General features: G+C 41.0%; 26 protein-coding genes. 21 read left to right on the top strand and 5 right to left on the bottom strand.

Features of this window, described 5'->3' with window-relative positions; translation table 11 throughout:
• Positions 1-373 precede the first annotated feature (373 nt).
• Positions 374-988 (bottom strand): hypothetical protein, encoded by a 615-nt coding sequence (locus tag AB4111_RS08830; RefSeq protein ID WP_442031228.1) that lies wholly within the window; start codon positions 986-988, stop codon positions 374-376.
• A gap of 111 nt (positions 989-1,099) precedes the next feature.
• Here AB4111_RS08830 and AB4111_RS08825 point away from each other — a divergent pair, with 111 nt between their 5' ends.
• On the top strand, positions 1,100-1,237 hold the full coding sequence (locus AB4111_RS08825) for a hypothetical protein (protein ID WP_442031626.1): 138 nt from the start codon (positions 1,100-1,102) through the stop codon (positions 1,235-1,237).
• A 49-nt stretch (positions 1,238-1,286) separates the two neighbouring features.
• Positions 1,287-1,877 carry a chloramphenicol phosphotransferase CPT family protein gene (locus AB4111_RS08820; RefSeq protein ID WP_442031227.1) on the top strand — a complete coding sequence of 197 codons (591 nt, stop codon included), beginning with the start codon at positions 1,287-1,289 and terminating at the stop codon, positions 1,875-1,877.
• Positions 1,878-1,913: 36 nt separating this feature from the next.
• Here AB4111_RS08820 and AB4111_RS08815 read toward each other — a convergent pair whose 3' ends face one another.
• The gene (locus AB4111_RS08815; RefSeq protein WP_442031226.1) at positions 1,914-2,285 is read right to left on the bottom strand and encodes a hypothetical protein; all 372 of its coding nucleotides are present in this window, start codon (positions 2,283-2,285) and stop codon (positions 1,914-1,916) included.
• A 161-nt stretch (positions 2,286-2,446) separates the two neighbouring features.
• On the opposite strand from AB4111_RS08815, the gene AB4111_RS08810 reads away from it, so the two are divergent.
• From AB4111_RS08810 to AB4111_RS08720, 19 genes are all read left to right on the top strand, one after another.
• Complete coding sequence (locus tag AB4111_RS08810) at positions 2,447-2,740, top strand: hypothetical protein (protein WP_442031225.1); 294 nt, start codon at positions 2,447-2,449, stop codon at positions 2,738-2,740.
• 136 nt (positions 2,741-2,876) lie between these two features.
• Positions 2,877-3,917 carry an ABC transporter substrate-binding protein gene (locus AB4111_RS08805; protein WP_442031224.1) on the top strand — a complete coding sequence of 347 codons (1,041 nt, stop codon included), beginning with the start codon at positions 2,877-2,879 and terminating at the stop codon, positions 3,915-3,917.
• Position 3,918: 1 nt separating this feature from the next.
• Positions 3,919-4,695: an IucA/IucC family C-terminal-domain containing protein gene (locus AB4111_RS08800; RefSeq protein WP_442031223.1), complete on the top strand. Its 777-nt coding sequence runs from the start codon at positions 3,919-3,921 to the stop codon at positions 4,693-4,695.
• Positions 4,696-4,739: 44 nt separating this feature from the next.
• Complete coding sequence (locus AB4111_RS08795; RefSeq protein ID WP_442031222.1) at positions 4,740-6,461, top strand: helix-turn-helix domain-containing protein; 1,722 nt, start codon at positions 4,740-4,742, stop codon at positions 6,459-6,461.
• 228 nt (positions 6,462-6,689) lie between these two features.
• Positions 6,690-6,947 (top strand): hypothetical protein, encoded by a 258-nt coding sequence (locus tag AB4111_RS08790; RefSeq protein ID WP_442031221.1) that lies wholly within the window; start codon positions 6,690-6,692, stop codon positions 6,945-6,947.
• Entirely contained in the window at positions 6,937-7,308 is a 372-nt protein-coding gene (locus AB4111_RS08785) for a retropepsin-like aspartic protease (protein WP_442031220.1), read from the top strand. Before AB4111_RS08790 ends, AB4111_RS08785 begins: the two co-directional genes overlap by 11 nt.
• A gap of 62 nt (positions 7,309-7,370) precedes the next feature.
• A complete protein-coding gene (locus AB4111_RS08780; RefSeq protein ID WP_442031219.1) occupies positions 7,371-7,679 on the top strand; it encodes a hypothetical protein in 309 nt (102 codons plus the stop codon).
• A gap of 21 nt (positions 7,680-7,700) precedes the next feature.
• The gene (locus AB4111_RS08775) at positions 7,701-7,931 is read left to right on the top strand and encodes a hypothetical protein (protein ID WP_442031218.1); all 231 of its coding nucleotides are present in this window, start codon (positions 7,701-7,703) and stop codon (positions 7,929-7,931) included.
• A gap of 338 nt (positions 7,932-8,269) precedes the next feature.
• A complete protein-coding gene (locus AB4111_RS08770) occupies positions 8,270-8,773 on the top strand; it encodes an NUDIX domain-containing protein (protein WP_442031217.1) in 504 nt (167 codons plus the stop codon).
• A 209-nt stretch (positions 8,774-8,982) separates the two neighbouring features.
• A complete protein-coding gene (locus AB4111_RS08765; RefSeq protein ID WP_442031216.1) occupies positions 8,983-9,378 on the top strand; it encodes a contact-dependent growth inhibition system immunity protein in 396 nt (131 codons plus the stop codon).
• Between the two features lie 162 nt (positions 9,379-9,540).
• Positions 9,541-9,942: a DUF4279 domain-containing protein gene (locus AB4111_RS08760; protein WP_442031215.1), complete on the top strand. Its 402-nt coding sequence runs from the start codon at positions 9,541-9,543 to the stop codon at positions 9,940-9,942.
• A gap of 298 nt (positions 9,943-10,240) precedes the next feature.
• Positions 10,241-10,654 carry a hypothetical protein gene (locus AB4111_RS08755; protein WP_442031214.1) on the top strand — a complete coding sequence of 138 codons (414 nt, stop codon included), beginning with the start codon at positions 10,241-10,243 and terminating at the stop codon, positions 10,652-10,654.
• 114 nt (positions 10,655-10,768) lie between these two features.
• Positions 10,769-11,149 carry a hypothetical protein gene (locus tag AB4111_RS08750; RefSeq protein WP_442031213.1) on the top strand — a complete coding sequence of 127 codons (381 nt, stop codon included), beginning with the start codon at positions 10,769-10,771 and terminating at the stop codon, positions 11,147-11,149.
• 13 nt (positions 11,150-11,162) lie between these two features.
• A complete protein-coding gene (locus tag AB4111_RS08745) occupies positions 11,163-11,612 on the top strand; it encodes a hypothetical protein (protein ID WP_442031212.1) in 450 nt (149 codons plus the stop codon).
• A 73-nt stretch (positions 11,613-11,685) separates the two neighbouring features.
• Entirely contained in the window at positions 11,686-11,916 is a 231-nt protein-coding gene (locus AB4111_RS08740; protein WP_442031211.1) for a hypothetical protein, read from the top strand.
• An 88-nt stretch (positions 11,917-12,004) separates the two neighbouring features.
• Positions 12,005-12,640, top strand: coding sequence for a chloramphenicol acetyltransferase (locus AB4111_RS08735; protein ID WP_442031210.1), 636 nt, complete (start codon positions 12,005-12,007; stop codon positions 12,638-12,640).
• A 106-nt stretch (positions 12,641-12,746) separates the two neighbouring features.
• Positions 12,747-13,121 carry a hypothetical protein gene (locus AB4111_RS08730; RefSeq protein ID WP_442031209.1) on the top strand — a complete coding sequence of 125 codons (375 nt, stop codon included), beginning with the start codon at positions 12,747-12,749 and terminating at the stop codon, positions 13,119-13,121.
• Positions 13,122-13,232: 111 nt separating this feature from the next.
• Positions 13,233-15,038 carry a serine hydrolase gene (locus tag AB4111_RS08725; protein WP_442031208.1) on the top strand — a complete coding sequence of 602 codons (1,806 nt, stop codon included), beginning with the start codon at positions 13,233-13,235 and terminating at the stop codon, positions 15,036-15,038.
• An 841-nt stretch (positions 15,039-15,879) separates the two neighbouring features.
• Positions 15,880-17,889: an SIR2 family protein gene (locus AB4111_RS08720; protein ID WP_442031207.1), complete on the top strand. Its 2,010-nt coding sequence runs from the start codon at positions 15,880-15,882 to the stop codon at positions 17,887-17,889.
• A 298-nt stretch (positions 17,890-18,187) separates the two neighbouring features.
• Here the strand turns inward: AB4111_RS08720 and AB4111_RS08715 are convergent, their stop codons facing one another.
• The 3 genes from AB4111_RS08715 to AB4111_RS08705 form a co-directional block, all read right to left on the bottom strand.
• Positions 18,188-19,867: an ABC transporter substrate-binding protein gene (locus AB4111_RS08715; RefSeq protein ID WP_222216034.1), complete on the bottom strand. Its 1,680-nt coding sequence runs from the start codon at positions 19,865-19,867 to the stop codon at positions 18,188-18,190.
• Between the two features lie 368 nt (positions 19,868-20,235).
• Positions 20,236-21,846, bottom strand: coding sequence for a response regulator transcription factor (locus AB4111_RS08710; protein ID WP_442031206.1), 1,611 nt, complete (start codon positions 21,844-21,846; stop codon positions 20,236-20,238).
• Between the two features lie 232 nt (positions 21,847-22,078).
• A complete protein-coding gene (locus AB4111_RS08705) occupies positions 22,079-23,890 on the bottom strand; it encodes a sensor histidine kinase (protein WP_442031205.1) in 1,812 nt (603 codons plus the stop codon).
• Between the last annotated feature and the right edge of the window lie 197 nt (positions 23,891-24,087).

Raw genomic sequence — 24,087 nt, 5'->3', positions numbered from 1 at the left:
TTGGAAATATGGACACGGATAAGCGACAGCGCATATACTCGGTAAATTTCGCGACATGGATCTGCTGTTATGGACCCACAGCTCGTGTGGCTGCTCCAATAAGTCGTAAATGATTATGCATAGCCCCATTATAAATTGTAAAATCCAAAGAAACCGTTCCTTGGTAAATGGGTGTGCAAGCAACCATATACCAAAAGAGACGGTTTCTTTGTACATTCAAAACATTATGAATTAACTTTACTTGCCAACCAATGAAAAAAAGAAAGTATTTCTATTTATACAATTGTATTTTTTATTATCCAAAATGGATGGGGAAGAGTAACTGTTTGGAGTGGTTTCGACTCAAATTAATCATGCTATTGCTGGTGGTCTGCTATTGAACTTGCTGTATATTATACATTTCCATGACAGAGTTACGAAATGTTTCGTATTCTGATAACGCTTGTGCAGTGGAGGATTGAGGTACACTATATTGAGTTATCCCTTCAAGGCTGAATTTGCCTAAGTTATCATTAATCAATCCATAATTACCAAAAGTATTTTTCATCAAGAAAAGAACACTTCTATCACCCTTCTGTAGTTCCATATAGTCATTAACTGTGTACTTGACGTCTCCTTCCAGACTGACGGGTTCGATGATCGTTAATTCGTTTTGATCTGAAGGGAAATCGTCGGGTTTCTTCAATATCTTCTCAATTTTTATATTCGTATTGGTGTGAAAAGATTGCATGGTCCCATCATCAAATGCAGTTATGATATGCTCGCGATCTTTGAAATTTTCTGTTGCATAACCAATGACGATCAGTTCAGCGAATGCATCCAGCTTATCTATTTCATGAAATGTTAGGGAGTTAGCTGAAAGGTTGACGACATTATGAATGGGCTTCTCCGGTTTCGATTGACCATTCATATATGCTATTGTACCTATGGAGAAAGCTAAGAATAACAATACAAAGGTTAGTATTATTTTATTTTTGAAAAGAGACATGATCTCACCCACTCCGTGAATTTGAGTTTCTTGCAAGGATTTTGCTGCAGTTCTACTATACACATAACTGAAAATTATTGTAAATTAATTATACAAATCTAATTTAACAAAATGAATGAGGCCCAAGATTATTTTATTGAGACGATGGAACGTGAAGAATTGGCTGATTTTATCGACAAGGCAGCAAGGCTTGCAGGGTTGGAGATCCAGGAGGATGAAGATATTACGGAAGAATGGAGAGAGTGGTAATCCGGCCGAGCCGAAGCGTTTTTTTATTTTATAGATAAGGGTGATAGATATGGAAAAAGGACTCATTATATTTTTGAACGGAACATCAAGTTCGGGGAAAACAAGCATCGCGATGGAAATGAAGAATCAGGGAGAATTTCCGTTTCATCATCTATCTGTAGATCAATTTCTTCATAATTATGATCAATTCATCGACAATACATACCCAGATATGAATCCAACAAGAGAAGTGGAACACCATGTGATGACCGATATCCTGTTCGACCCCATCAATTCGTTGTACTGTGCAACCATTAAACTGTTTTCGGAGATGGGTCTGAATGTCATCGTTGATACAGTCATCAGCAATGACAAGTGGTTTAACGATTTTTATGATTTACTATCGGATTATCCGATATTGTTTGTAGGTGTACACTGCTCCAAAGAAGAACTCACCAGAAGAGAGCAGACCAGGGGAGATCGTGAGATTGGACTAGCCCATTCCCAATTCGACTACATTTACGCCTATGATGAATATGATCTGGAAGTGAATACGGAAGAGCTTAGCTCAGCTGCATGTGCGGAAAAGATATTAAGTTATATCAAGTCTGATCAGGAATACTCCGCATTTAAGAAGTTAAGCAGAAGAGACTTAAGCTGATTGCGTCAGATCATATGATATCCATTCCAATGAAAGTTAGGGATTCGGCCAAATCTTTTTCTTAGAGTTGCCAGGACCTAATAAGTAGATTTCATCAACATTCCCATAAGTATTAGAAAATGAAATTGTGAAGTCTTTACTACCACCGATAGGAAGTTTTCTGCCTTTAATCTGAATGTAAAGTGAATTGTTATGATGTGAGAGGTAGTAGCCGTGATATCTGCTAATACTGTCTGCAAATCCACCTTTTATAGTAATAAGCTCAGGAGAAACTTCAGTTCTCGTAACCATTGTCTCGTCAGGATCGACAACCTTGTTCAACATATAAAATCCAATGATAATAGGAACAACGACAATAATAACTACGCTAAAAATAATGCTATACTTCATGTTTGGTCGCATACTCATGATTCACCTCCATAATTAGATGATATGAATCGATGTCTCAATACTCTTTGGGCATCGATTTATTGTATTTAATCAGAATAGAATTCTACGTTTAGCAATAGGAGGCCCATTTGAATAATATACTAATTCATTTTTTTGTATAGAGATAGGGGGAGGTTACGATGGAAACTAAAGCTATGAATCCAGAAGACCATATCCAACATATGTTGCAGGTGATCATCGAAAAAACACAATCCATCATTAAGGATGGCAGTAAACAATCTCTTGGCTCACTGGAATATTTCCTGGGACATATTTTAGAGTATCGGGTTAAAAAGCAATACATGACAGATGAGTGGCATATTCGCACACCACGCTGGTTAGGGGAGTATGGCAATACGCCAGAGGAAGAAGAGCTTCTTTCAGACATCTACCGATTGCAAGCGTACATTGCAGAAAAGTTAAAGGGCGGATAAGTGATTCGCGATGTCGCATTAGTCCGGCTGAAATGTCGCAAAAGTACATGGTAACCCGATACGGAGATCGTATATACTCTCTTTATGTTTCGATAATGAAAATCATTATCAGTAATATACATAAGGGGGATTCATCATGAAACAAGGAACAAAGGGGCAAACGGCTAGTAACAAAGCCTATGCTGCTCACAAATCACGATTATTCATGGGCTTGATGTTGGCCCTTATTCTTGTATTGACGGCTTGCGGTGCTGCAACAGGTACAGATAGCGGTAAGCAATCTGCAACAACACCAGGGGAGACACCTGCGAATGCGGAAACGCAGACGGACGGAGCTTTTCCCGTAACGATCAAGGGCATGAAGGGTGACATCACTCTAAACGAAAAACCACAGAAAATTGCAGTGCTTGATGTTAAATTTCTGGATCAAATGTTAGCGGTTGGCGAGAAGCCAGCAGGTAGTGTTATCGCTGGAGGTAATACGGATTTTCCAGAATATTTAGGAGACCAACCAAATGGCGTAGAAGTTCTGGGTACACGGGACGAGCCTAACCTGGAAGCCATTGTTGCACTCGACCCGGATCTGATCATCATGACCGACTTTCAAGAGAAACAGTATGAGAGTGTAAGCAAAATTGCACCTACCCTGGTACTCGACTTCTACGAAGACTGGCGTGATACGTTAGCCACGGTTGCCCAAGTTACAGACAAGCAGGACGAGGCAGAGAAAGTGCGCACAGCGTATGAAGACAAAATTGCTGGGCTGAAGACAAAATTGTCAGAGAAGCTGGGCGATGAAACAATGGCGATCATTCGTCCACGAAAAGAAGGAATTCGTGTTCACGGTATTGAGCATCGCATCGGCGGTATCATGTACAATGACTTGGGGCTGAAAATGCCTGCTCTGGTACAGGAGATTAATGAAGATGGTTCCGTAGAAATCTCGATGGAAAAAGTGCCTGAGATCGGGGCAGATCGTTACTTTGTCCTGTCGGATGAGTTGTTTGCGGCAGAAGCAGAAGCTATGGTGACTAATCCAGTGTGGAAATCCCTCGATGCTGTAAAAAATAACCTTACGTATGACGTGAACTCAACACTTTGGATCGCTTATTATGGACCGCTTGCGATTAATCTGATTGTAGATCAGGCAGCGGAAGCCCTGCTCGGATCGAATTAATATGAACCCATATCTCTCGACAGACTTATGGAAAGAGACGGTAGAGGATCATTCGATTTTGCTTGGTGAGCCGCCTGATCATAGTATCCGTACCATTGCTTTGAGTGAGTTGCATGACGAAGAGGCGTGTCGAGAGTATATCCGCTGGTTTCAGAATTATATCGATGCGCCTGACATGAAAGTTGCAGCCTCCATGTTGGCCAAGCGGCTTGGCTATCTATGGACGACTCCGCTCGTGATCGCGATGACGTTTCATCATCAGCATGTAACCTTTCAGCTGGAGAACAGTTATCTCTATCATCCGGCGCTCTCAGATCAGGAGGGCGGTACACGGTTTCCTTTTCTAGCGGTGAATGGGCTTCAGGCTGAAGAACTGACTGGAGACAGGAACGTATGGCGGGAAAAAGTGGTCCAGGAGATGTTTGCGGTACAGCTGACACCTTTGTTAAAGACACTTGCTGCGATTGCACCTCTTTCGATGAGCATTCTCTGGGAGAATATTATGGTACGGATTGGCCGACTATTCGCTCCTGATGAAGCCGAGACAGAGCAGGAAAGTAAGATCATCCGAGAGGACTTTTCTTATCTGACGCAGGTGGCATCCGGGGAGGTATTTGGTGAGAGGAAGAATCCGTTAACCCGCTTCACCGATTGTAAGGACAATGTGCATGTTGCCAAAAGTGAGCGGATCACCTGCTGTTTCTATTACCAGATGTCAGGGGAATATTGTCTCAAATGTCCGAAAATTGACAATGAGAAAGAATCTCAATTAAAATGACAACAGCAACAATTTACCTATGCGATTGTCAGGAGATGAGAGAAATGCCGCTGCAAGAACAGACAAGTCTATGGAGTGATACGACGATCAAGATGATCGACGGATATAGTGGTACTTTGCAGACTGGCAGTGTTCTTCACGAAACCGAATTAATTTCAAATGTGTTACTGCTGGCGGTAGGCGGGGAAGGGGAGCTTGCAATGAATGGTGAAGTTTGCCACATTGGAGCTTCTTTTGCTTGTCATGTGGCGAAGGGAACATCCTTTACACTGACGGCCAGATCAGACGAACTTTATTATATCGTGATTAGGTATAAGGCTTCTTCCATGGAAGGAGCCTCCCATGCGTTGCCCTCGTATCGCAAACACCCGCTGCAAACTTCGTTTATTCAGAACCCTGTGACTCAGGCAGAATGGATTCAGAATGCGGAAAAAATCGTTGCCAAATGGCGTCGCGGTGAAGGGCTGGAGCGTTTTCATGCCAATGCGTTGCTCCAGGGGATGATCTACGAACTGATCATGGAGTATGAACGTGGTCAAGGCGGAGCAGAGTCCGACATGGTGGATGTTGTCGTGTCCTATATATCATCGCATTATCGCCACAATCTGGAACTGAAAGAGCTGGCAGCCCTCGCTGGATGCAGCGTAAGGCAGTTGCAGCGACGATTCAAACAAGAGAAGCAGCTCGGGCCGATGGAGTACGTCATCCAGTTGCGGATGGAGAATGCATCGCGAATGTTGCTCCATACGGATGCTTCCATTGGGGAAATTGCTGACAAAATGGGTTACCGAGACATGTATTATTTCAGCAGGGCGTTTAAGAAATATTATGGCGTTCCTCCACTGCGTTACAGACTAGCTGCCACTTCGGAAACAGATGAAAAGTATGCTCAAGCCTTACTGCGGAATCGCACAGCTTCTTCATACGAGTCGGCCCAAGGTCCGGTGATCTGCCATATGCGAGGTGAATATCAAGTTACTGAATCACCACAGCGGATCGCCGTATTGGATGTTCAATATGCCGACCATTTGCTCGCGCTTGGATTATCTCCAGCAGGAAGTGTAGGATCGGGAAGTGCGGTGGTTAATTTCCCTCAATACATCCGGGCAGGACTTCAAGGTACCGAATTACTTGGGACGTATGAGTACCCTGATCTGCTTGCTGTAGAACGATTGTCGCCGGATCTGATTATCTGTACCGAGGTACATGATCAACATGTTGAACGGTTAAACCGAATTGCTCCAGTAATCATGTTCAAGCGTAATGAGAGCTGGCAGACCATCCTGAGTCTGTTCGGTGAACTGACAGGCAAGCGGGCAGTGGCCAAACAAATACTTGCGGATTATCATCGACGTACTGCTTTGCTGTCTGAAGAACTGGCTCCGGTACTGGCAGGTAAAAGTGTAGCCCTGATCCGTCCGCTCGACTCTCTCGTTCGGGTTCACTCTGCTGCTCATCGTACAGGTGCTGTGTTATATCGTGATCTGGGTCTGCCTGTCCCGTTATTTGTATCCGATACCGCCGACACGGCCTATCATATCTCGGTTGATAGACTACCGGCTGTACAAGCCAGTCATTACTTTTTGCTCAGTAATGAGCTTATGCAGGATGGGATATCCGCGACAGAACAGCGTGTGTGGGGGATGCTCGATACGGGTGAGCGTCAGCACATACATCCCGTAGATGCCGCAACATGGATCGGTTGTTATGGGCCAATGGGGATTAACGGGATTGTGGATCAGATTGAACAAGCGTTGTTGGCTTGAGCAGGAAGCTTTTTCATGAGGGAAAACAAAAGAAACCGTTCTTTAGTAAATGGAAGTGAGATCAACCATATACCAAAGGAGACGGTTTCTTTGTACATTTTACATACTTGAATGAGGACACATTGGACTATGCTAGGTGTTAATAATGTAGGAACGATATATGAGTTAGGGGGATATGTTAAAATGATAGAAAGTTGATCCGTTAAGAAAAAAAAGGAGGTATAACACATGAAATGGCAGGAAGTTAGAGAACTGTTCCCTGATCAATTTGTTCTGGTTTCTATCATTCATTATCATGAGGAAGATGACAAAAAAATCGTAGATGAAGTTGCACCAATTCGTACCGTATCAGAAAAAGATGCGAATAAAGAATTTTTTCGAGTAGAGCCTGGTAACGTTGTATATCATACTTCGAATCAAGACTTTGTGATTCATCTCCGTAAAGATCCATTAATGAGAGTGAGTCGTAATACGAATGAAAATTAACTATGATAGACAGCTAATTACAACGTCACTTACCGTTACATTTAGAGGAAAAATACTGAAAATAGATGATGTTATTATAGACACTGGATATTCACATACGATCATTAGTCCTGATGTTCTAGAGGAAATTGGCGTGACTTACGAAACAGGGGATTCAATTTTTGAAGCATACGGGATTGGAGGGAGTATTCCTTTCTACACCAAAATCATGGATAGGATTTTAATAGGTACAAACAGCATTGAGAATATAGAGATCGATGTAGGCATATTGCCTAAAGATCATAAAGGTCTTCTCGGCTTGGATATTCTGAAACAACAACAGTTTATTATTGACTTGAAGAGATTAGAATTACATAAGTGAATTTTGAAATAAGACTCTTTTGAACGGCTAAGGTGAAATTGACTTAGAAGGAGAGAATGTAAATGCACAACATAAACTCTCATAATTGCAATCTAAATATAAGATATGACCTGCCTGATGAGGTGTGGGATAAAGTTTCTAAAGTATATGAGTGTATGCCAGGGTGGATGGGTTATAAAAGTGGAATTCCATATTGGTTCGGGTCTGAAGAGGATGATGTTTTTATTGAAGCATCCGTTGAGCCTAGTGGATTATCATTTTATGCACAGATGAATAACGATGATTGGATATCTTGGATAGAGACATTTAAGTTGGAAGCGTCAAAAGTGTTGGGTTTTGATGTTGGTGAACCTGAAGATGGATATGTGTGATGAAAGAAGGAGGATCTAATAATGAGTGATTATGGTACATTACATGAGTTAAACGGTCGTTATGCTCTAAAATTTGAACGATTTCTTCATCATAATCCAGAAGATGTTTTCCTTGTGATCACGAAGCCTGTTCCTTTGCCCAATGGTATCCTTTCTCAGCAGGAGAGATGGATCTCAAATTTGGTGGCAGCCTTCGATGATGGTGAAGGAACGACATATGAGGGGACCATTACAGAGTTAGAAAAGCCATAAGTATTTGGTTTCCGTGAAGTTGATGATCTTGTTAACATTTCATTGCAGGCAGAGGATAAAGGATGTTTAATGTTCTTTACCCATACGTTTAACGATGATTCGTGGGCAGTGAATACCGCTGCAGGATGGCATAGGTGTCTGGATGTATTGGTGCAAATCATCAATGGTAAACCCATTCAGTGGCATGTTAACTCCACTGAGCTGCGTGAAATTTATAGTGAAGCATTAATATAAAAGGTTAACAAAATAAAAAAAGGTTATTCCAATACAACACCCCACCTATACGTAGTTCAGATATAATGCAGGATATGTGGTTGTATGGAGGGAGATTATTCTAGATGATTCGAAATACAGTAAGAGCATTGATTATCAAGAATGACAATCTTCTATTAATAAAGAAAAGGAGAGCAAATATAGGTATTTATTATGTACTGCCTGGAGGAGCTCAAGAAGAGAACGAAACATTGGAACAGGCTTTAAGTCGCGAGTGTATGGAAGAACTGGGTATTGAAATATTAAGTAGTAGGTTAGTTTGTGTAAGAGAATACATGTCGCGCAATCATGAATACTCTTTCATAATGAAGGAAGTTCATTCTATTGATTTTATTTATGAGTGTAGCACTCAATTCCTAAATAATGAATTAAGAAGCCTACAAGCTGATGTTGGACAGGTTGGGATTGAATGGTTACCTATTAATGAAATTAAGAGGACAGTGTATAGGCAAGAAGAATCTTTAGAACATTATAAATTTCCTGGAACAACCAATGAATTCTTTAAAGAATATTTTTCGGATCAAGTAATAGAACCATATTCTAGCGTGATCTTTGAAAGTAGTCTATAGAAGACATCACCATCTCATAACACCATATTCACACATCGGACATTTGCCCTCGGTCGCCAGGAGGGATTTCGGGGAAGCTGAATCAAGCGGACAACTCTGTACTGGCTAAGTCCGTCTGATCCGCGCTTATGCGCTTAAGCCAGTGAGGGTTCGTGAATACACAACGTTATGTGAAATGCCGGAAATCACTTATTTAAGAGGGGGAAGCTATGCAGCAAGTGGATTTAACCAAAACCCTTGAAGAGCTAGAAGACGATAGGTGGGATGAACCGAACTTTGCTTCTCGATTAGTTCTCCGAACAAATGAATTAAGAAAGAAACCTCTCTGTGAATTGAATAATGAGGATTTAAGGCTTTTGATCGGGCAACAAATGAGTCTAGATCTTCTTTTACCTCTAGCTTTGGAGAAATTAGTGGAGAACCCATTAAGATCAGGAGATTTGTACATGGGGGATTTATTTTGTTCGGTGCTCAAGGTAGGGCAAAAATATTGGGAAGAACATAGAGAACTGAAGAACGAATTAGATGAAGTAATTAGAACATATGAAGAGGCGAGAAAGACATTAGAAGAGTACATAAATAAATACAGAAGTGATCCTATTTAAGGGTATTCAAGGAGGCTAAGTACTTTAGTTAACATTATATTCATGCATCAATCATACGCCCTTGGTCCGACAGTTGCCGGGTACCAGCATAAGCTGGGTGGTGAATACAGGATCATCGTTAGATGAAAACCTGCTAGACATATAAATCGAGGAGATTCCAAGATGGAAAGAACGAATGTAAAAGTAGAATTCAGTATATTTGGAGATCAATTTGACCTCAATATAATTACAAATACATTGTTAATTCCTCCAACAAGAGCTTGGCTCAAAGGTGATCCTATACAGAGAGATCTATTTCGTAAGGAAACGTGTTGGGAGCTAGCTACAGAGTACGAAGAATCTTTGGATATCAATGATCAGATCGATAAGGTTAAAATTCTAATTCAGGATCGAAAAGATCAAGTTGTAAAATTAATTAGGCAGTACAATCTCGAATGTAAGTTTGAAGTTGTAATTAATATTGAGAATAATGAAAAACCAGCAATGTATTTAAACAAAGATATCATAAAGTTCATCTATGATTTAGGGGCAGAACTTGATTTTGACTTATACATTTATAGCTAAGAATTGATGATAGAAGACTGAACAAGAGCAGGACAGAGCCTAATATAATATTCATGCTGCGGGCATTCGTCTTGAATCCGGCAGTCGCTGGCTAGTGGATATAGGAAAGGTATTTGAAAGTACTGCAAATACATTCAAAAAAACAAAGCTTTTGTGAAAGGAACGGTCCTTGGATCGCCAGAAACTAAGGAATCAAGAAGCGGTGTTAGGCGTTCGATCCTGCACACAGGCCTTTAGGGTTCGTGAATCAACAAAGATTATAGGAAATATCCAAAACATATTGAAAAGGAGATATTGAATGATTGAGCAGTTCTCAAGAAGTGAAAAACTTCAAATCTTATTAAAGACAATAGGAACAGATCCTAAAAAGTACCTTGATGAAGAGATCGTTCAGTACGTAGAGAGATTCCAACCAAGTCAAAATTGTGAGGGGGCCACTAAAGGATACTTCTCTATTATTTCGCATATTTGTTATTACAGACCTGATCTTGAACATTTGCTGATGAAAATTGCATTAAGACCTCTGTATTACTTAGGGGTTGAAGATGCGAGTGTTGCAATTAAGTGGGTGCAATTTTATGTGAGTGACACAAGCGATAATTATTATACATCCAAGCAAGGAGACATATGGATTAAAGAGAGCTTAAATAGTAAGCAAAATATTGTAGAAAAGATTTTTAAAGAAATAGATCTGGAAGATAATGTTGAGTAGAGAGCTTGAGAATTCAGCGGATACGTCCGACAACGTCGGACGTCGTGAATACATAAACGTAACAGGAAATTAACAAGTCAAAAAAATTAAAATAAGGATAACTTGCGAGGCATTATGAAATTAATAAAATTAAAGGGCAGTAAAACTGAAGAAGATATAAGAAGAGAATTAATAGGATCGCATGAGTCATTATTTAATGATGAAATAAGATCAGGATTGTTTTCAGTTATTAAAAGGTTTTTTCCACAAATGAAAACTGCCTATATCTTATTTTGGACACCTGAACAAGGGGAAGACATTTTTTCGTTGCTGATTAATAACGATACAATTGCAAAAGTAGAAATCGATCGCTACAACCACGATATTAAACCTATAATTGAAAGCAAACAACTAGACAATAGCTATTTAAAAGGAATTAGGAAATATACACAGATTAGACTAGCGATCGCACTTGAACTTGCAAATATCGATCTTAAAAATGAAGAGAAAAATTAAAGGAGTTTCCAAATTGAAGAATCAAAAGCATGCAATGATTTTACTATTCCTTTTAATGATACTAGCCCTAAGTGGTTGTATTTCAAGCAGTGTGAAAACGGATGGAATTGTTGAAGATGGGTTGATCATAAACTCGATTTCAATTGGACTGGGAGGGAGCGAAGAAGATGAAGGTATAACAGTCGTAACATATCATTTCAATCTATGGAATAGAACCAATACATCAATCATGATAAAAACAGTTGAACCGATCTTAAGTAAGGATATTCAGGAGCGGTTAATAGATACAAATATTAAATTGGACATAAATGAAAAAATTGATGGTGATACTTCGGAAGCACTGACAGGTACTTTTAGATTAGATACCGAAGGGCTTGATAAAGAAGGAAACATGAAATTAAACATCAATGTTAAAGAATTTAATATAGCAACTGAACAAGTCGTAGGAATAGACGAATCTTAAGGCTCATCAATATCGGGACAGGCTTCCTTTTTGCTGTAAAAAATGGTGTTTCCTTAAAGGAGGATTTTAAATAATGAGAAAAAGGCATTCTATTGATAAAGCGGAGTGGTCAGAAACTAGAGAGAACCACTATCACAAAGACTGCAAGGATATGGCATTTGCATTTGGCGATAGACTCATCGAAGTGGATGGCACGGTTTATTTGAAACGAAAAGAAGTCCAAATTAAGGTGATAAAACCTCTTAAACGAAAAACATTTTGGTATGAAACATGGCTGAAGATCAAAGAAATCTACAATGCATAGTCTAATATGAAATTCAACATGATCACTTAAGAGCCAGTGAAGGTTGATTAATTATTTTGTGAGTCATATCAGGAGGTAATATATTTCAATGACGATAATTTGTCTCGAAGGTGCCAGTTCTGTAGGTAAAAGTACGACTTGTCAGCAGTTCGCTACACAATATGATGCATATATTGTTCCAGAAACAGGGCTTCTTTTTGAATCTCCTCAACTTGAAGGTAAGGAACTTATAATGTGGTTACTGGAGAGACAAATCGATAGATGGCATATAGCATATGAGAAGAATCAACAACATGAGTATGTAATTTTGGATGGCGATATATTTAAGATGTGGTACAGCTGGATATATGGTTATGAGCATCTATCTTTAGATGAAACAGCGAACTTTTTTAGAAAGAAATTATTGAAGAATGAAATATCATTACCGGATGCTTACGTACTATTCTGGGCGGAAGAAGACGAGCTGCGCAAGCGAAAGGAGATGGATCAGACAAGATCGAGAAGAAATTTTGATAAACATCTGCGCATGATTGAACCTCAAATGAGATACTTCCATTACCTTAATGAACTCGTACCAGGGTATGTGGGGATTCATAAAGCAGAGACTGTAGCAGATAATATACATCATATTGTAAAGCATAGCGAGACATTACCGGACATAAAAAAACGAGAGATCGAGATCTTTGATAGAGTCATTGATTTCTACAAGAGTACTACTCCTTAAACTTAGTGTGGCTTATGATATCACTTTCCAAAACTACTGTAGCTGTGTCTTAAATAACTGACCAAATACTGCGATCAAAAGAAAAAAGAAATATGCGAGGTGAGTTATGGGCGTAAGAAAAAAATATAAACGTAAAATCGTTCGATCCAATCGATTATTTTATTGGTATGTTGAACCGGATATTGACGATGAAGGGATAATCAAATTACATATCGTTTCTGAGGATAAGAAGTTAATCGTCACTTATGAAGTGGGACAACACAGTATTAAGAACAAACCCCCATTTATAGTCATCATCGGAGAAGAATTCGAAGGCTGGACAACAGAATATATAGGATACAGAAGAGTACTAACACCCAAATGGAGCGACGAGATCATCACGCCAAAGTTGATAGGTGAAATCATTGATTGGTGCCTCTTGAAAGACAAAGAAATAAACATCGTTAATTGGAAAGGTGAACTTCTCCGACCTCTCTCCTGAATAGGGTGTGATTGTATTTGAGAATAATTTAGTTTCATGTGGATTCTTTTGAAAACGCATACTCGAAAACAAGAGATGCAATTAACATTTAATATAAAAGGAGAGAAGCTAATGCAGATGAATCGTGGACATCACACGGTAAACAAAGTAATCGCTTGTGTTCTGTCAATCATATTTTTCAGTATGGCAATAGCAGTACCTGCCCACGCAGAAGAGAAACAGGTTGAGACTACACCATCCAGGATTCCTTTATCCAAGTTAGAGGAAACGATTGATGCTTATGTTGCCTCGTATGAGAAGTATACCGCTGCCGTTTCGGTTGTGGCTATCAAAGATGGTGAAACCATTGTGAATAAGGCATATGGTTACGCAGATATTGAGAATCAGCGAAAGGCGGATACCTCTACTGTTTTTGAATGGGCTTCAATCTCGAAACTGTTGGTCTATACGAGTGTGATGCAGCTTGTCGAACAAGGAAAGCTTGATTTGGAGACGGATATCCAGGAATATCTGCCAGAGGGATTTTTCAAAAAGCTGAAATACGATGATCCGATTACTTTAATGAATCTGATGCATCACAATGCGGGTTGGGAAGATCAAACAGCGGCCGAGGTGTTTTATTACTCCGAGGATGAAACGTTAGAATTAGGAGAAACGTTGCGTAGAAATGAGCCGAAACAGATATATAAACCGAATAGCATAGTGGGTTATTCGAACTACGGCGTTGGTCTAGCTGGTTACATCGTGGAAGAGATAAGTGGCCAACCTTTTTATGAGTATGTCAATCAACATATATTTAAACCACTTCATATGAACGACACTTCAATTCATCCAACGGGGCAAGATCATCCAGACCTAGTACAAAGAAGGAATGAGATTGAAGGGTATACAAAAGATTTGAAACTGATCCCTGAGAACAGAGTATACGTTACGTTTTATCCTACAGGGGCAGCCATAGGGACAGCAGAAGATTTAGGCAAATTTCTTGCTGCGTTGATGCCTGTGGATGATAGCAATGTATTATTTAAGGACAGGGATACGTTGAACGAAATGTTGTCAACAAGTCTATATTATGAGGGGACTTCTACTCCGCGATTTGCGCATGGGTTCGTTGAGATGGAATACTGGGTGCCTACACTGATGCATGAGGGGAATTTGAAAGGGTTTTCCAGCAAACTTGTCTTTGATCCCGAATCTAAATTTGGGATGGTAGTCATGACAAACCAGTCTTTTGAGGAAATTTATTATTATGGACTTACTAAAGAGATTTTCGGTAATAACGTCAATTCTAATAGAATTACTTCGGAGGGGGGAGGATATTTTCAATCCGCACGACGGGCAGCATCTAAATTTACTAATTTATTTACTGCCCTTGATATAAAGAAATTCACAAAAGCTGAATTAAGTAGTTCTTATAACGTTGTCGAGCATAATGGTGTTGTTGAGAAAATTTCTTTTACTCCTTACATTGATTATTTGCCTGTATCGAATGTAAAGGTGAACTTACTTAAGATATCTCTTATTCCTGTTGCGCTAGCCATCATTTTCAGTTTAATTGCTTTGATCGGCTATTTAATCCGGATGCTTATTAACAAACTACGTAAACGAGGAAATCCTACCACCAATTTTAATAAATATCATCTTGCAATTAACTTTGCAGGTGTGGCACTCCTTCTTAATCTTTTCATCCTACAAACGAAGTTGAGGTTTCCGAATTATCCTGCTTATTCTTCGTTACGGATCAATTTAATGTTTAACCTACTTTATGTGCTTCTAGCAGTGGCGTATCTTGGCTTGCTTATTTACAAACTGCGGAAGAGCAGTTACAGCAAAAAGCAAAAGGTGATATACATCATGTCTGGCATCTCGGCGTTCATCTTGGCTGCTTTTATTGTGGGTTGGCATTTGTATGTTTAGGGTAGTAAATAATAAAATATATAATTCGTAAATTACATTATTTCTCGGAAGATGAATGGAGGTATATGAAGTAGATTTAATCATGAAAAATTTATGGATTTCAAGACAGCATTTCCTTTTATTTGAAGCTTATCGAATAGTTTAGTCATGGGGATTCCAGAAAAACATGAAATCTCCCTTTTTTTCTTCGTAAATGTAACGATTATTTTATGATATTATACAATTATTTAATTATGGATCGTCCATAATGAATGAGAGAATTCAATTAAAGTTAAAAGTTGATCTTACTGAATGTCTTAAGGACTAGTATTTGGTACTGAAGATTATACGATTGGAAAATTGAAAATGATATGAGCGGAATATGCTTTTGAATTAAACTCTAATTTAGATGAAAGCTTGAAGTGCTTTTATCCTGTTAACTTGATGGAAATAACACGCAAAAAGAGCAATTAATGACGAAGAACGGAATGAGACTATGAAGTCAGTGAATGGTGTTATAGATGCATTACAAGTGTTAGTAGATGGAGCAGAAGAAAAGTGCTAAAATTATGGAAGTTAGCTTTGAAAACTAATAAAAAAGAAGTTATTACATATTTATCAGGGGGAGAAGTGACTTGTAAGTAATGAAATAAGAAGACATTTTCGGAAGATTTAATTCTTGAAGTAGCAACAGAAATAAAATATACAGGAAATATCAAAAACTCTATAAAAGCATTTTCTTGCAATTGAAATGAAAGATTAAAACAGTAATTTCACTTAACATTAAATTTACACATCGGAATGCAGAGGAATGAATTTAGCGAGTTAATAGCAACCCTTAAATAAAAGGAGAGTTAAATAGATGAAAGAGTTGAAAATAGAACATTTAGCGTATTTATTGAAAAAAGCAAAGCAACATAATAAACCTCAACCTATTTTCTTTTTAGGTGCTGGAGCCTCGCGATCTGGTAATATTCCGCTAACAAAAGAAATCATAAAAGATATATTGAAAAAGCATCCCGACAGTCCTTTTATTACAGAATTAGACGAAGAAAAAAGGACATATGCAAATTTGATGAATTGTCTTGCTCCACATGAAAGAAATGAACTATTGAAAGGATACATAGAAAAAGCAAAAATCAATGTTACACATATTTACTTAGCGCAATTATTAAAAGAAGGATATTTAGATTATATATTGACTGTTAACTTTGATAATTTGATGTTGAGGGCATTATCAATGTTTAATATGTTTCCTTCAACATACGATATGGCGATCTTGAAGGATTTAACAACAACAACATTTAAAGAGAAATCGGTTGTTTATCTTCATGGGCAAAGTCATGGCTTATGGTTGCTTAATACGCCTGAGGAAATGGGTAAAGTGAAGACTACGATTCCTCGTATTTTTGATAGTATCAAGAACCAGAGACCTTGGGTTTTTATTGGTTATAGTGGAGAAGATCCGATTTTTGAGCATATAAAAAAATTAGGAAGATTTGATAATGGTCTTTATTGGGTTACATACATTGATGAAGATCCTAAACCTGAGGTAGAGAAATTTATTTCTGATCCGCACACTAATGGATTCTTAATAAAGGGGTACGATTCAGATTCGTTTATGCTGAAACTTAATAATGAACTAGGATTAGCACAACCACGTATTGTTGATAAGCCGTTTACCGCTTTAGCAGAAATGCTTCAAGGAATCGTTGACATTGATGATAAAGAGCATTTCCAAGGGGTTAAAGAACGCTTAGAAATTGCAAAAAGACAGGTCTCAAAGGCCATAAAGCAATATGAAGATGAAGATGCAATCGTAGAGACAAACTTAAAAGAAATTGAGATTGATAACTTGAAAAAAGAATTGATTAATCTTAATATCACTAAAGATTACGACTTTGAAAAAATATCGAGAATAGAAGAGAAAATAAAGGAGACTGAGGATAATACACTTTACAACTTATTATCAGGTATTTACAGTAATTGGGGGATTACATTAAAGAGAATGGCCCAGAGCCAGGAAGGTGAGGAAGCGGACGCCCTGTATCAACAAGCGTTTGAGAAGTATGGAAAGGCTATTGAGATCAAACCAGACATGCATGAAGCGTATAACAACTGGGGGATTGCTTTAGGGGATTTGGCTGAGAGAAAAGAAGGTGAGGAAGCAGACGGTCTGTATCAACAAGCCTTTGAGAAATACCAAAAGTCAGTTGAGATCAAACCAGATAAGGATGAAGCGTATAACAACTGGGGTAGTGATCTAGGGGATTTGGCTGAGAGAAAAGAAGGTGAGGAAGCAGACGGTCTGTATCAACAAGCCTTTGAGAAATACCAAAAGGCAGTTGAGATCAAACCAGATAAGGATAAAGCGTATCAAAACTGGGGTAGTGATCTAGGGAATTTGGCTGGAAGGAAGGAAGGTGAGGAAGCAGACGCCCTGTATCAACAGGCCTTTGAGAAATACCAAAAGGCAGTTGAGATCAAACCAGATAAGCATGACGCATATCATAATTGGGGGATTGATTTAGGGAATTTGGCTGGAAGGAAGGAAGGTGAGGAAGCAGACGCCCTGTATCAACAGGCCTTTGAGAAATACCAAAAGGCAGTTGAAATCAAACCAGATAAGCATGACGCATATCATAATTGGGGGATTGATTTAGGGGATTTGGCTGGAAGGAAGGAAGGTGAGGAAGCAGACGCCCTGTATCAACAAGCCTTTGATAAATATCAAAAGGCAGTTGAGATTAAACCGGACAAGCCGACAGTGTATAAGAATTGGGGGATTGATTTAGAGAACTTATCTAAAAGGAAGGTAGGAGAAGAAGCAGATCGCTTGTATCAACGAGCCTTACAACTACAAGCTAGGTAGAAGTTAGGTTAAGAGAGTAGCGATATAAATGGAAAGAAACAAGATTGTGTGAAATATGTTATTCAATTTCAATTCTAACAAGTTTTTTGTCTGTGAGATGGTTCCAAACAAATGTACTCGCAGAAAACTCTTTTATGTATTTAACTCATACTATCTTGCTAGGTCATTCGATGGGGACAACAGGAGTAAGAAACCAAATGGCCATAATTATAGTATCTTTGAACAAAAAACCAGCCGAAGCGTGTAACTTACCGCTTCGGCTGGTTTTTTAATGCTTTACTTTTCCAAAATCAAAATCTTACTTCGCACTTACCGACTTAAACCAATCATTCACTTCTTGCGTGATCTGATCTCCGCCATTGGATTTCCAGTTGGCGACGAATTGGTCAAAGGCATCAATTGGCAGATTGCCGTAGATGATTTTGTTGAAGGTTTCCATCTCGGACTGGCGGAGCAGGTTCCATTTGGAGACCATGGTTGGTGTGGCTGCGCCAGTGAAATAGTTTTGTTTACGGATGTCGATCTGGGACATAACGACTTTACCTGCATACCAGTTTTCCGGTTTACGGAATTCGGCCATTTGTTTCTCGTAAGGTGTCTCAGGCTTCTCGCCATTGGCCAGCTTCACGAGTGTTTTCATGTACAGATCCGGGATACGTGCTGGGCCGGTCAGGAAAGGGAATTCGTTGGAGAAGTCTTTGATCTTCTCTTTGTCACTGGTCGGTTGTCCGTCAATGATATCCCAGTCGTACCCTTTGGCGAAGCCGTATTCATACTCACTGCCCGCTTTCGGGTTCGCAAGGTTATCCAGCAGGTAGTTGTAATACAGGAAGATGGCTTCTGGATGCTTCGCATCTTTGTTAATCATGATACTTGCGTTGACACCAGAGTTCTGCCACTTTGTACCGATCTTACCGTCTGGGCCAGCTGGAACAGGGTAAGCTTTATACTTAGAGCCAGGTACGTTCTTCAGCAGGTCAGGTGCAGGCCAGTCCGGTACCCAGTTGGCGCCAGGCAGAATGCCCGCTTTGCCAGCTGTCCAGCTTTCAGCGGATTTGCCTTCGTCCCACAGAGCGGAGTCAGCGTGGATATAACCTTTATCCATCCATTCAGCCAGCTTGGCAAGGGCTTGTTTGGCACCCGGGTTAACGGAGCCGTACTCAAGGTTGCCGTTTGCGTCTTTGTTCCATTGTTCCTCGATTGTGCCGTATGCACCGAACAACCAGTCGAGCTGACCCATCCAGGTGTTGGTGTTATTTTTCAGCGAGATCGCCAGCGGGAATACTTTGTCTGGAGACAGACCGTCCGGGTTCTCGTTTTTGAATTTGTCCATGATGTTCTCAAGGTCTGCTATGGTTTTCGGAGCTTCCAGGTTCAGCTTCTCCATCCAGTCCTCGCGGAGCCAGAGCAGTGTATCGTCGTTATCGGTGTACTCCATGATCGGCATGTTGTATTTCTTGCCGTCCTTGGTGAACGGATACCACAGTTCAGGATGTGCTGCTGCGTGATCTTTCAGGGTCTGACTCGCGTACTTGTCGAACAACTCATCGATGGCGATGAATTGACCGGAGTCAATCAGCTGATTGGTCAGTACCGCATTGGTCGGTACGGTTACAAAATCAGGGAGCTTCTCGCCAGAAGCGATAGCCAGTTGAAGCTTTTGTCTGTATTGATCGTCATTGGCCGGATACCAAGTATCTTTATGCTTCATACCCAGCGTTTCGAGCATCCAGCGATCGTGCACGTTATTTTCTTTGGTATCTCCTTGCACGTATTTCTTCGGCATCAATACCGAGCTGAACTCGATGGGTGGGTCATATTTTCCTTTGGCAAAAGCAGCTTCTGCTTCCGCTGAGCCGACAGTTCCCGGCGTATTATCGGTACCATTGTCACTGGCTGTCTCGCCACTGCCGCACGCAGTGATCGTGATGAGCGCGATAACCATGAGCAGTGACCACCATGTTTTAAATTTGATCATTGTTCAATCCCCCTACGGTGTATGATCTTTAAAAATGCGTGTTCAAAAAGGCCGGTTTTCAGTACCGAGAAGATGGGATGAAGCTAGAAATGGAGTAGCGGAGCGTAGATAGAGCTACGTGAGCAACTAAAATGTTTCCAAAGGAAACATACTTCGTAAGCCTCCCGCTTATTTCGGCTGAATCCCATATTCGATGCTGATGATGCCGCTAGGCATCCTTCGTAATCAAAAGCGGACTTTTTGAACAACCTCTACAATGTAACTGTACCAATTTGGGCGGGAGGGCATCTATATGAGTTTGTTAGTTTCCATAGGACTCTATTAGTGAATGTGCAAATGAAGTTCAAAAAATTCGGTTTTCAGTCATGTTATTTGTGCTGGTCTCTGTATTCCTGCGGCGTAACGCCGAATTGACGCTTGAACACTTTGATAAAATAAGCCGGGTCCATATAGCCAATCTCCATGCTGATTTCATACACTTTTTTGGTGGTCGTCACCAGCTTGTGACAGGCCCGATCCATACGCAGGCGAGAGATATAATCACTGATGCCTTCGCCCGTCTCGATCTTATAGATCTTGGACAGGTGGGTCGGGTGCAGGTTCACATGATCTGCGAGCACACGCAAAGATACATCCAGATGCAGGTTCTTATCTGTAAAATCCTGAATCTTCTTCACATAATCCGAACGAATATCCTTGATTTCATTGGATGTGCCTTCCTTGAGTTTGCCGAGCACGCTGAGCGACCACTTCCGCAGTTTGCTGATGGTAGCGAAGACTTCACCACTTTGCAAATCTTCAACATCATTTCCCATTAAAGTGGTCAGAGTCAGCTTGTTTCGGTGGGCGATGTTGGTGAACGATGCTGTAATGAGGAAACCTGCCTCCATACAGTGTTCCCAGGATTCCGACCATTTCTCGTCCAACTCGGCGCAGACCGCGAGGATTTTCTCTTCGGCGGCATCCCACTGTCCGCTTTCCAACAGACTAATGAACGTTGGTGGGGTATACAGCACATCCAGTGGGCCTTGCGCCGCAGGTGTCTCGACATCGCTAACGCGCATGACAAATTCGCGTTCGTCGCCGACGATCTGCCGAAAATAGGCGGAAGCCTGACGGAAGCGATCGTAAATCTGTTCCGGGAAGGTGAACCACTCGGTGATAACGATGGAGAGGGAGCCTTTCAGAAATTGTTTTACTTTGGATTGAAGCTGAATCGACAGCTTCTCCAGTATGGTTTCTTTGCCAATATCGCCTTTCCGTTCTTTCAACTGGAGCAAAAACACCAGATATCCGTGCTCCTCCTTCACACCCCACACTTCCATAAACTCACCCATAATCTCTTCCGCCATGTTGATGATCGCATATTCGATCAGGGTCTGATCAGTGCTGTCATAATGTCCGAATTCTTCTTCCAAACGAACCAACATTAATGCGGCATCCCCGGTGTGAAAAGGGAGATCGTAATTGGCGAGCCTCCGCTCCCATTCGGCAGCTGCGATTCGTTGTCCCTGCAAAGCCCCAAGGAGCAGTCTTCCTCGCAAATGAGGGAGATTCTCTCGCAATGTAAATTGCGTTCGTGTCAGCGAACTGACCAGTTCCCATTCATTGTTCAATTGATCGATGGCCTTCTGAACAGCACCCATTAGTTCATCGTCAGTGGGCGGCTTCAGCAGATAGTCTACGGCTTCGAACTGGATGGCTTTTTTGGCGTACTCGAATTCGGAATACCCGGATAACAGGATGCATTTTATCTTTTTGTCCCGGATGCGGATGCGTTCGATCAGTTCTATGCCTGTCATTTCGGGCATCTGGATGTCCGAGATCACGATATCGATGGGGTGGGTGTCGATCATTTGCAGTGCTTCGTGTGCCGAGTAGGCTTTATGCACATGTTCGATCCCCAGCGTATGCCAGGGTTTGGTCATGGACAGGTTATCGACCCAGTGTGCTTCATCGTCTACGATCATCATTTGCATGTTTGTATTGTCTCCTTGGTGGTTGAACGCAGACATATGTACACTTGCCACTCCGATGACAGAATAACCTTCCGATCGCTGTTCAAGCCCCATTTTCTGACTTAATTGATATAAGGTTAAAATGGTGCTTGAAAGGCGAACGCTTTGCTTCTTCAGGTTTTTTCTGTCCTCTGCGTTATCGTGTACATGATCTTGTTCAAAATTAAATCGTCAACTTATCGTTCGTATCGTATCAATTCGTATCGGTATTATCTTTATCGGAATCGGTGTCCTCTTTTGATATCTCCCAGATAATTTCGGTTCGGAATCCGCCAAGTGGGGATGGGCCGAATAGGAGGTAGGAATGGCTTCCGAATGTGTGCATGATTCGTTGATTCGTATTCCAAAGGCCGCAGCCCATTTCTTCTTGCAGTGGTTCCTGCATCTTCAAGTTCAGCGCTTCGTACTGTTCCGAGCTTAGGCCGGGGCCATCGTCGTCGATGTATATTCTGCCAAAACCGTTCTTGCGCTCCCCGGTAATTCGGATTTCCCCGGATGAATAGGACTTCGCCACGCCGTGTATGACGGAATTCTCAACCATTGGCTGAAGCATTAATCGTGGCACCGATTGGGCAAGTATATCCTCAGGGATATCGATGTGATATTCAATCCGGCCATTGCGCAGCTTCTGAATGTCCAGATAGTTGATCAGCAGCTTGATCTCTTCCTGAAGCGAAGACGTCTCTTTTTCCATACGGGTGGTATAGCGATAATACGCACTTAGGTTATGCGCCATGGAGACCACAGCTTGTTCGTCCTTCATCTGGGCCATGTTGATGATATAACCAAGACAATTATATAGGAAATGCGGATTGATCTGCGCTTGTAATTGCTTCAGCGTAGCTTCCCTCGCTCTAATCTTCTCATGGAACACATTCTCAATCAGATCCTGAATCTGATGGGACATATCGTTGAATCGGCGGAACAGGAATGAGAATTCATTCTGGTTTTTGCTATGCAGTCGGACAGAATAATCGCCTTGCTCTACGCGGCGTAAGCCTTTGATGAGCTGTTTGATGGGATACTGGACATTCCGGTACAGCAGGATGGAAGCCGAGATGCCCACAACGAGTAGCAAAATCATACTTGTGTAGAACAGATTCTGACTGAGTGAGATGGGTTTCAAAATCTGATACAGCGGGATGACGTCAACCAGATGCCAATCCAGATAGGTGGACTTCACGGAGCTAACCAGATATTTCTTTCCGTTCAGTTCGACCACGTCCTGTGTGGTATCCTCTGGCGAGTGCGTATCCAGATACTGAGTGAGTGCTGCGGATAATTGCTTGTCCGCGCTGCGATTCATAATGGGTTCATTTCCTTTGTGATATAAGAAAGGATCGCCTTGTCCGCCTGCTTTATACGTATCCAGCATATTCTGAATATTCTCATAGCTGAAGCTGGCTTCAATCACCAGATTGCTTCCCGTGAGCATTCCTGGTTGGGCAAGGGAGTCCGTATAGAACCAATAGAAGGATTTCATCTCATCCTGTGATTCCGCACTTTGGTCCCCATAGGTCCATTGTCCGCTCATATTTTTTTTCAAATAGGCCTCATCATATCCGGTAGTTCGATTGTAGTTGGCGATGACATCCTCATTCTGCTGTGAATACACCGCATATCGGGTAGGCCATATATCGGTAACGCTCGTCTGAAGCGTCATTTTCTCCTGAATCACATAACGGGTCTGCATCCGGTCATATCGATCATCCCACATGTTCAGGCCGTTGAAGGCTCTGACATTCGGATCACGGGAGAGAATCAGGCTGAAATCCATCATCTGATTGATACGGGAGTCGATCTGACTGGACAAGAACGTGAGCTGCTTCGTGTTAGAGATCTGCAATTCTTTGCTGACGACATCATAGGTGACGTTGTTCGAGTAGGTGTACATGATCAGAATGGGGATGAACAAGACCACAATTAACAGATTTATTTTGGCGAATAGACTGAATCGGGATCTGGTTTTATTTTGAAAAGGCATGAAGCGCTTCCATATATACATAAAAAGTCTCCTTATAATTCGTGTGTAAACAACCTCTTCCTAGGATGGCCCTAACAAAACACTATCAAGCCTAACAATGTTATATAGCAGACCTCAGTATGGCTTGATACTATTTATATCAGAGAACCCCATCACACACAAAAACTTTTTTTGGGAACAGGAGCAGTGCTATGGAGGCTAAATTGGAGGGTAAGCGG

This window comes from Paenibacillus sp. 2KB_22 (assembly GCF_052115745.1).
Taxonomy (GTDB): Bacteria; Bacillota; Bacilli; order Paenibacillales; family Paenibacillaceae; genus Paenibacillus.
This window is presented reverse-complemented; position numbering and strand designations above follow the sequence as displayed.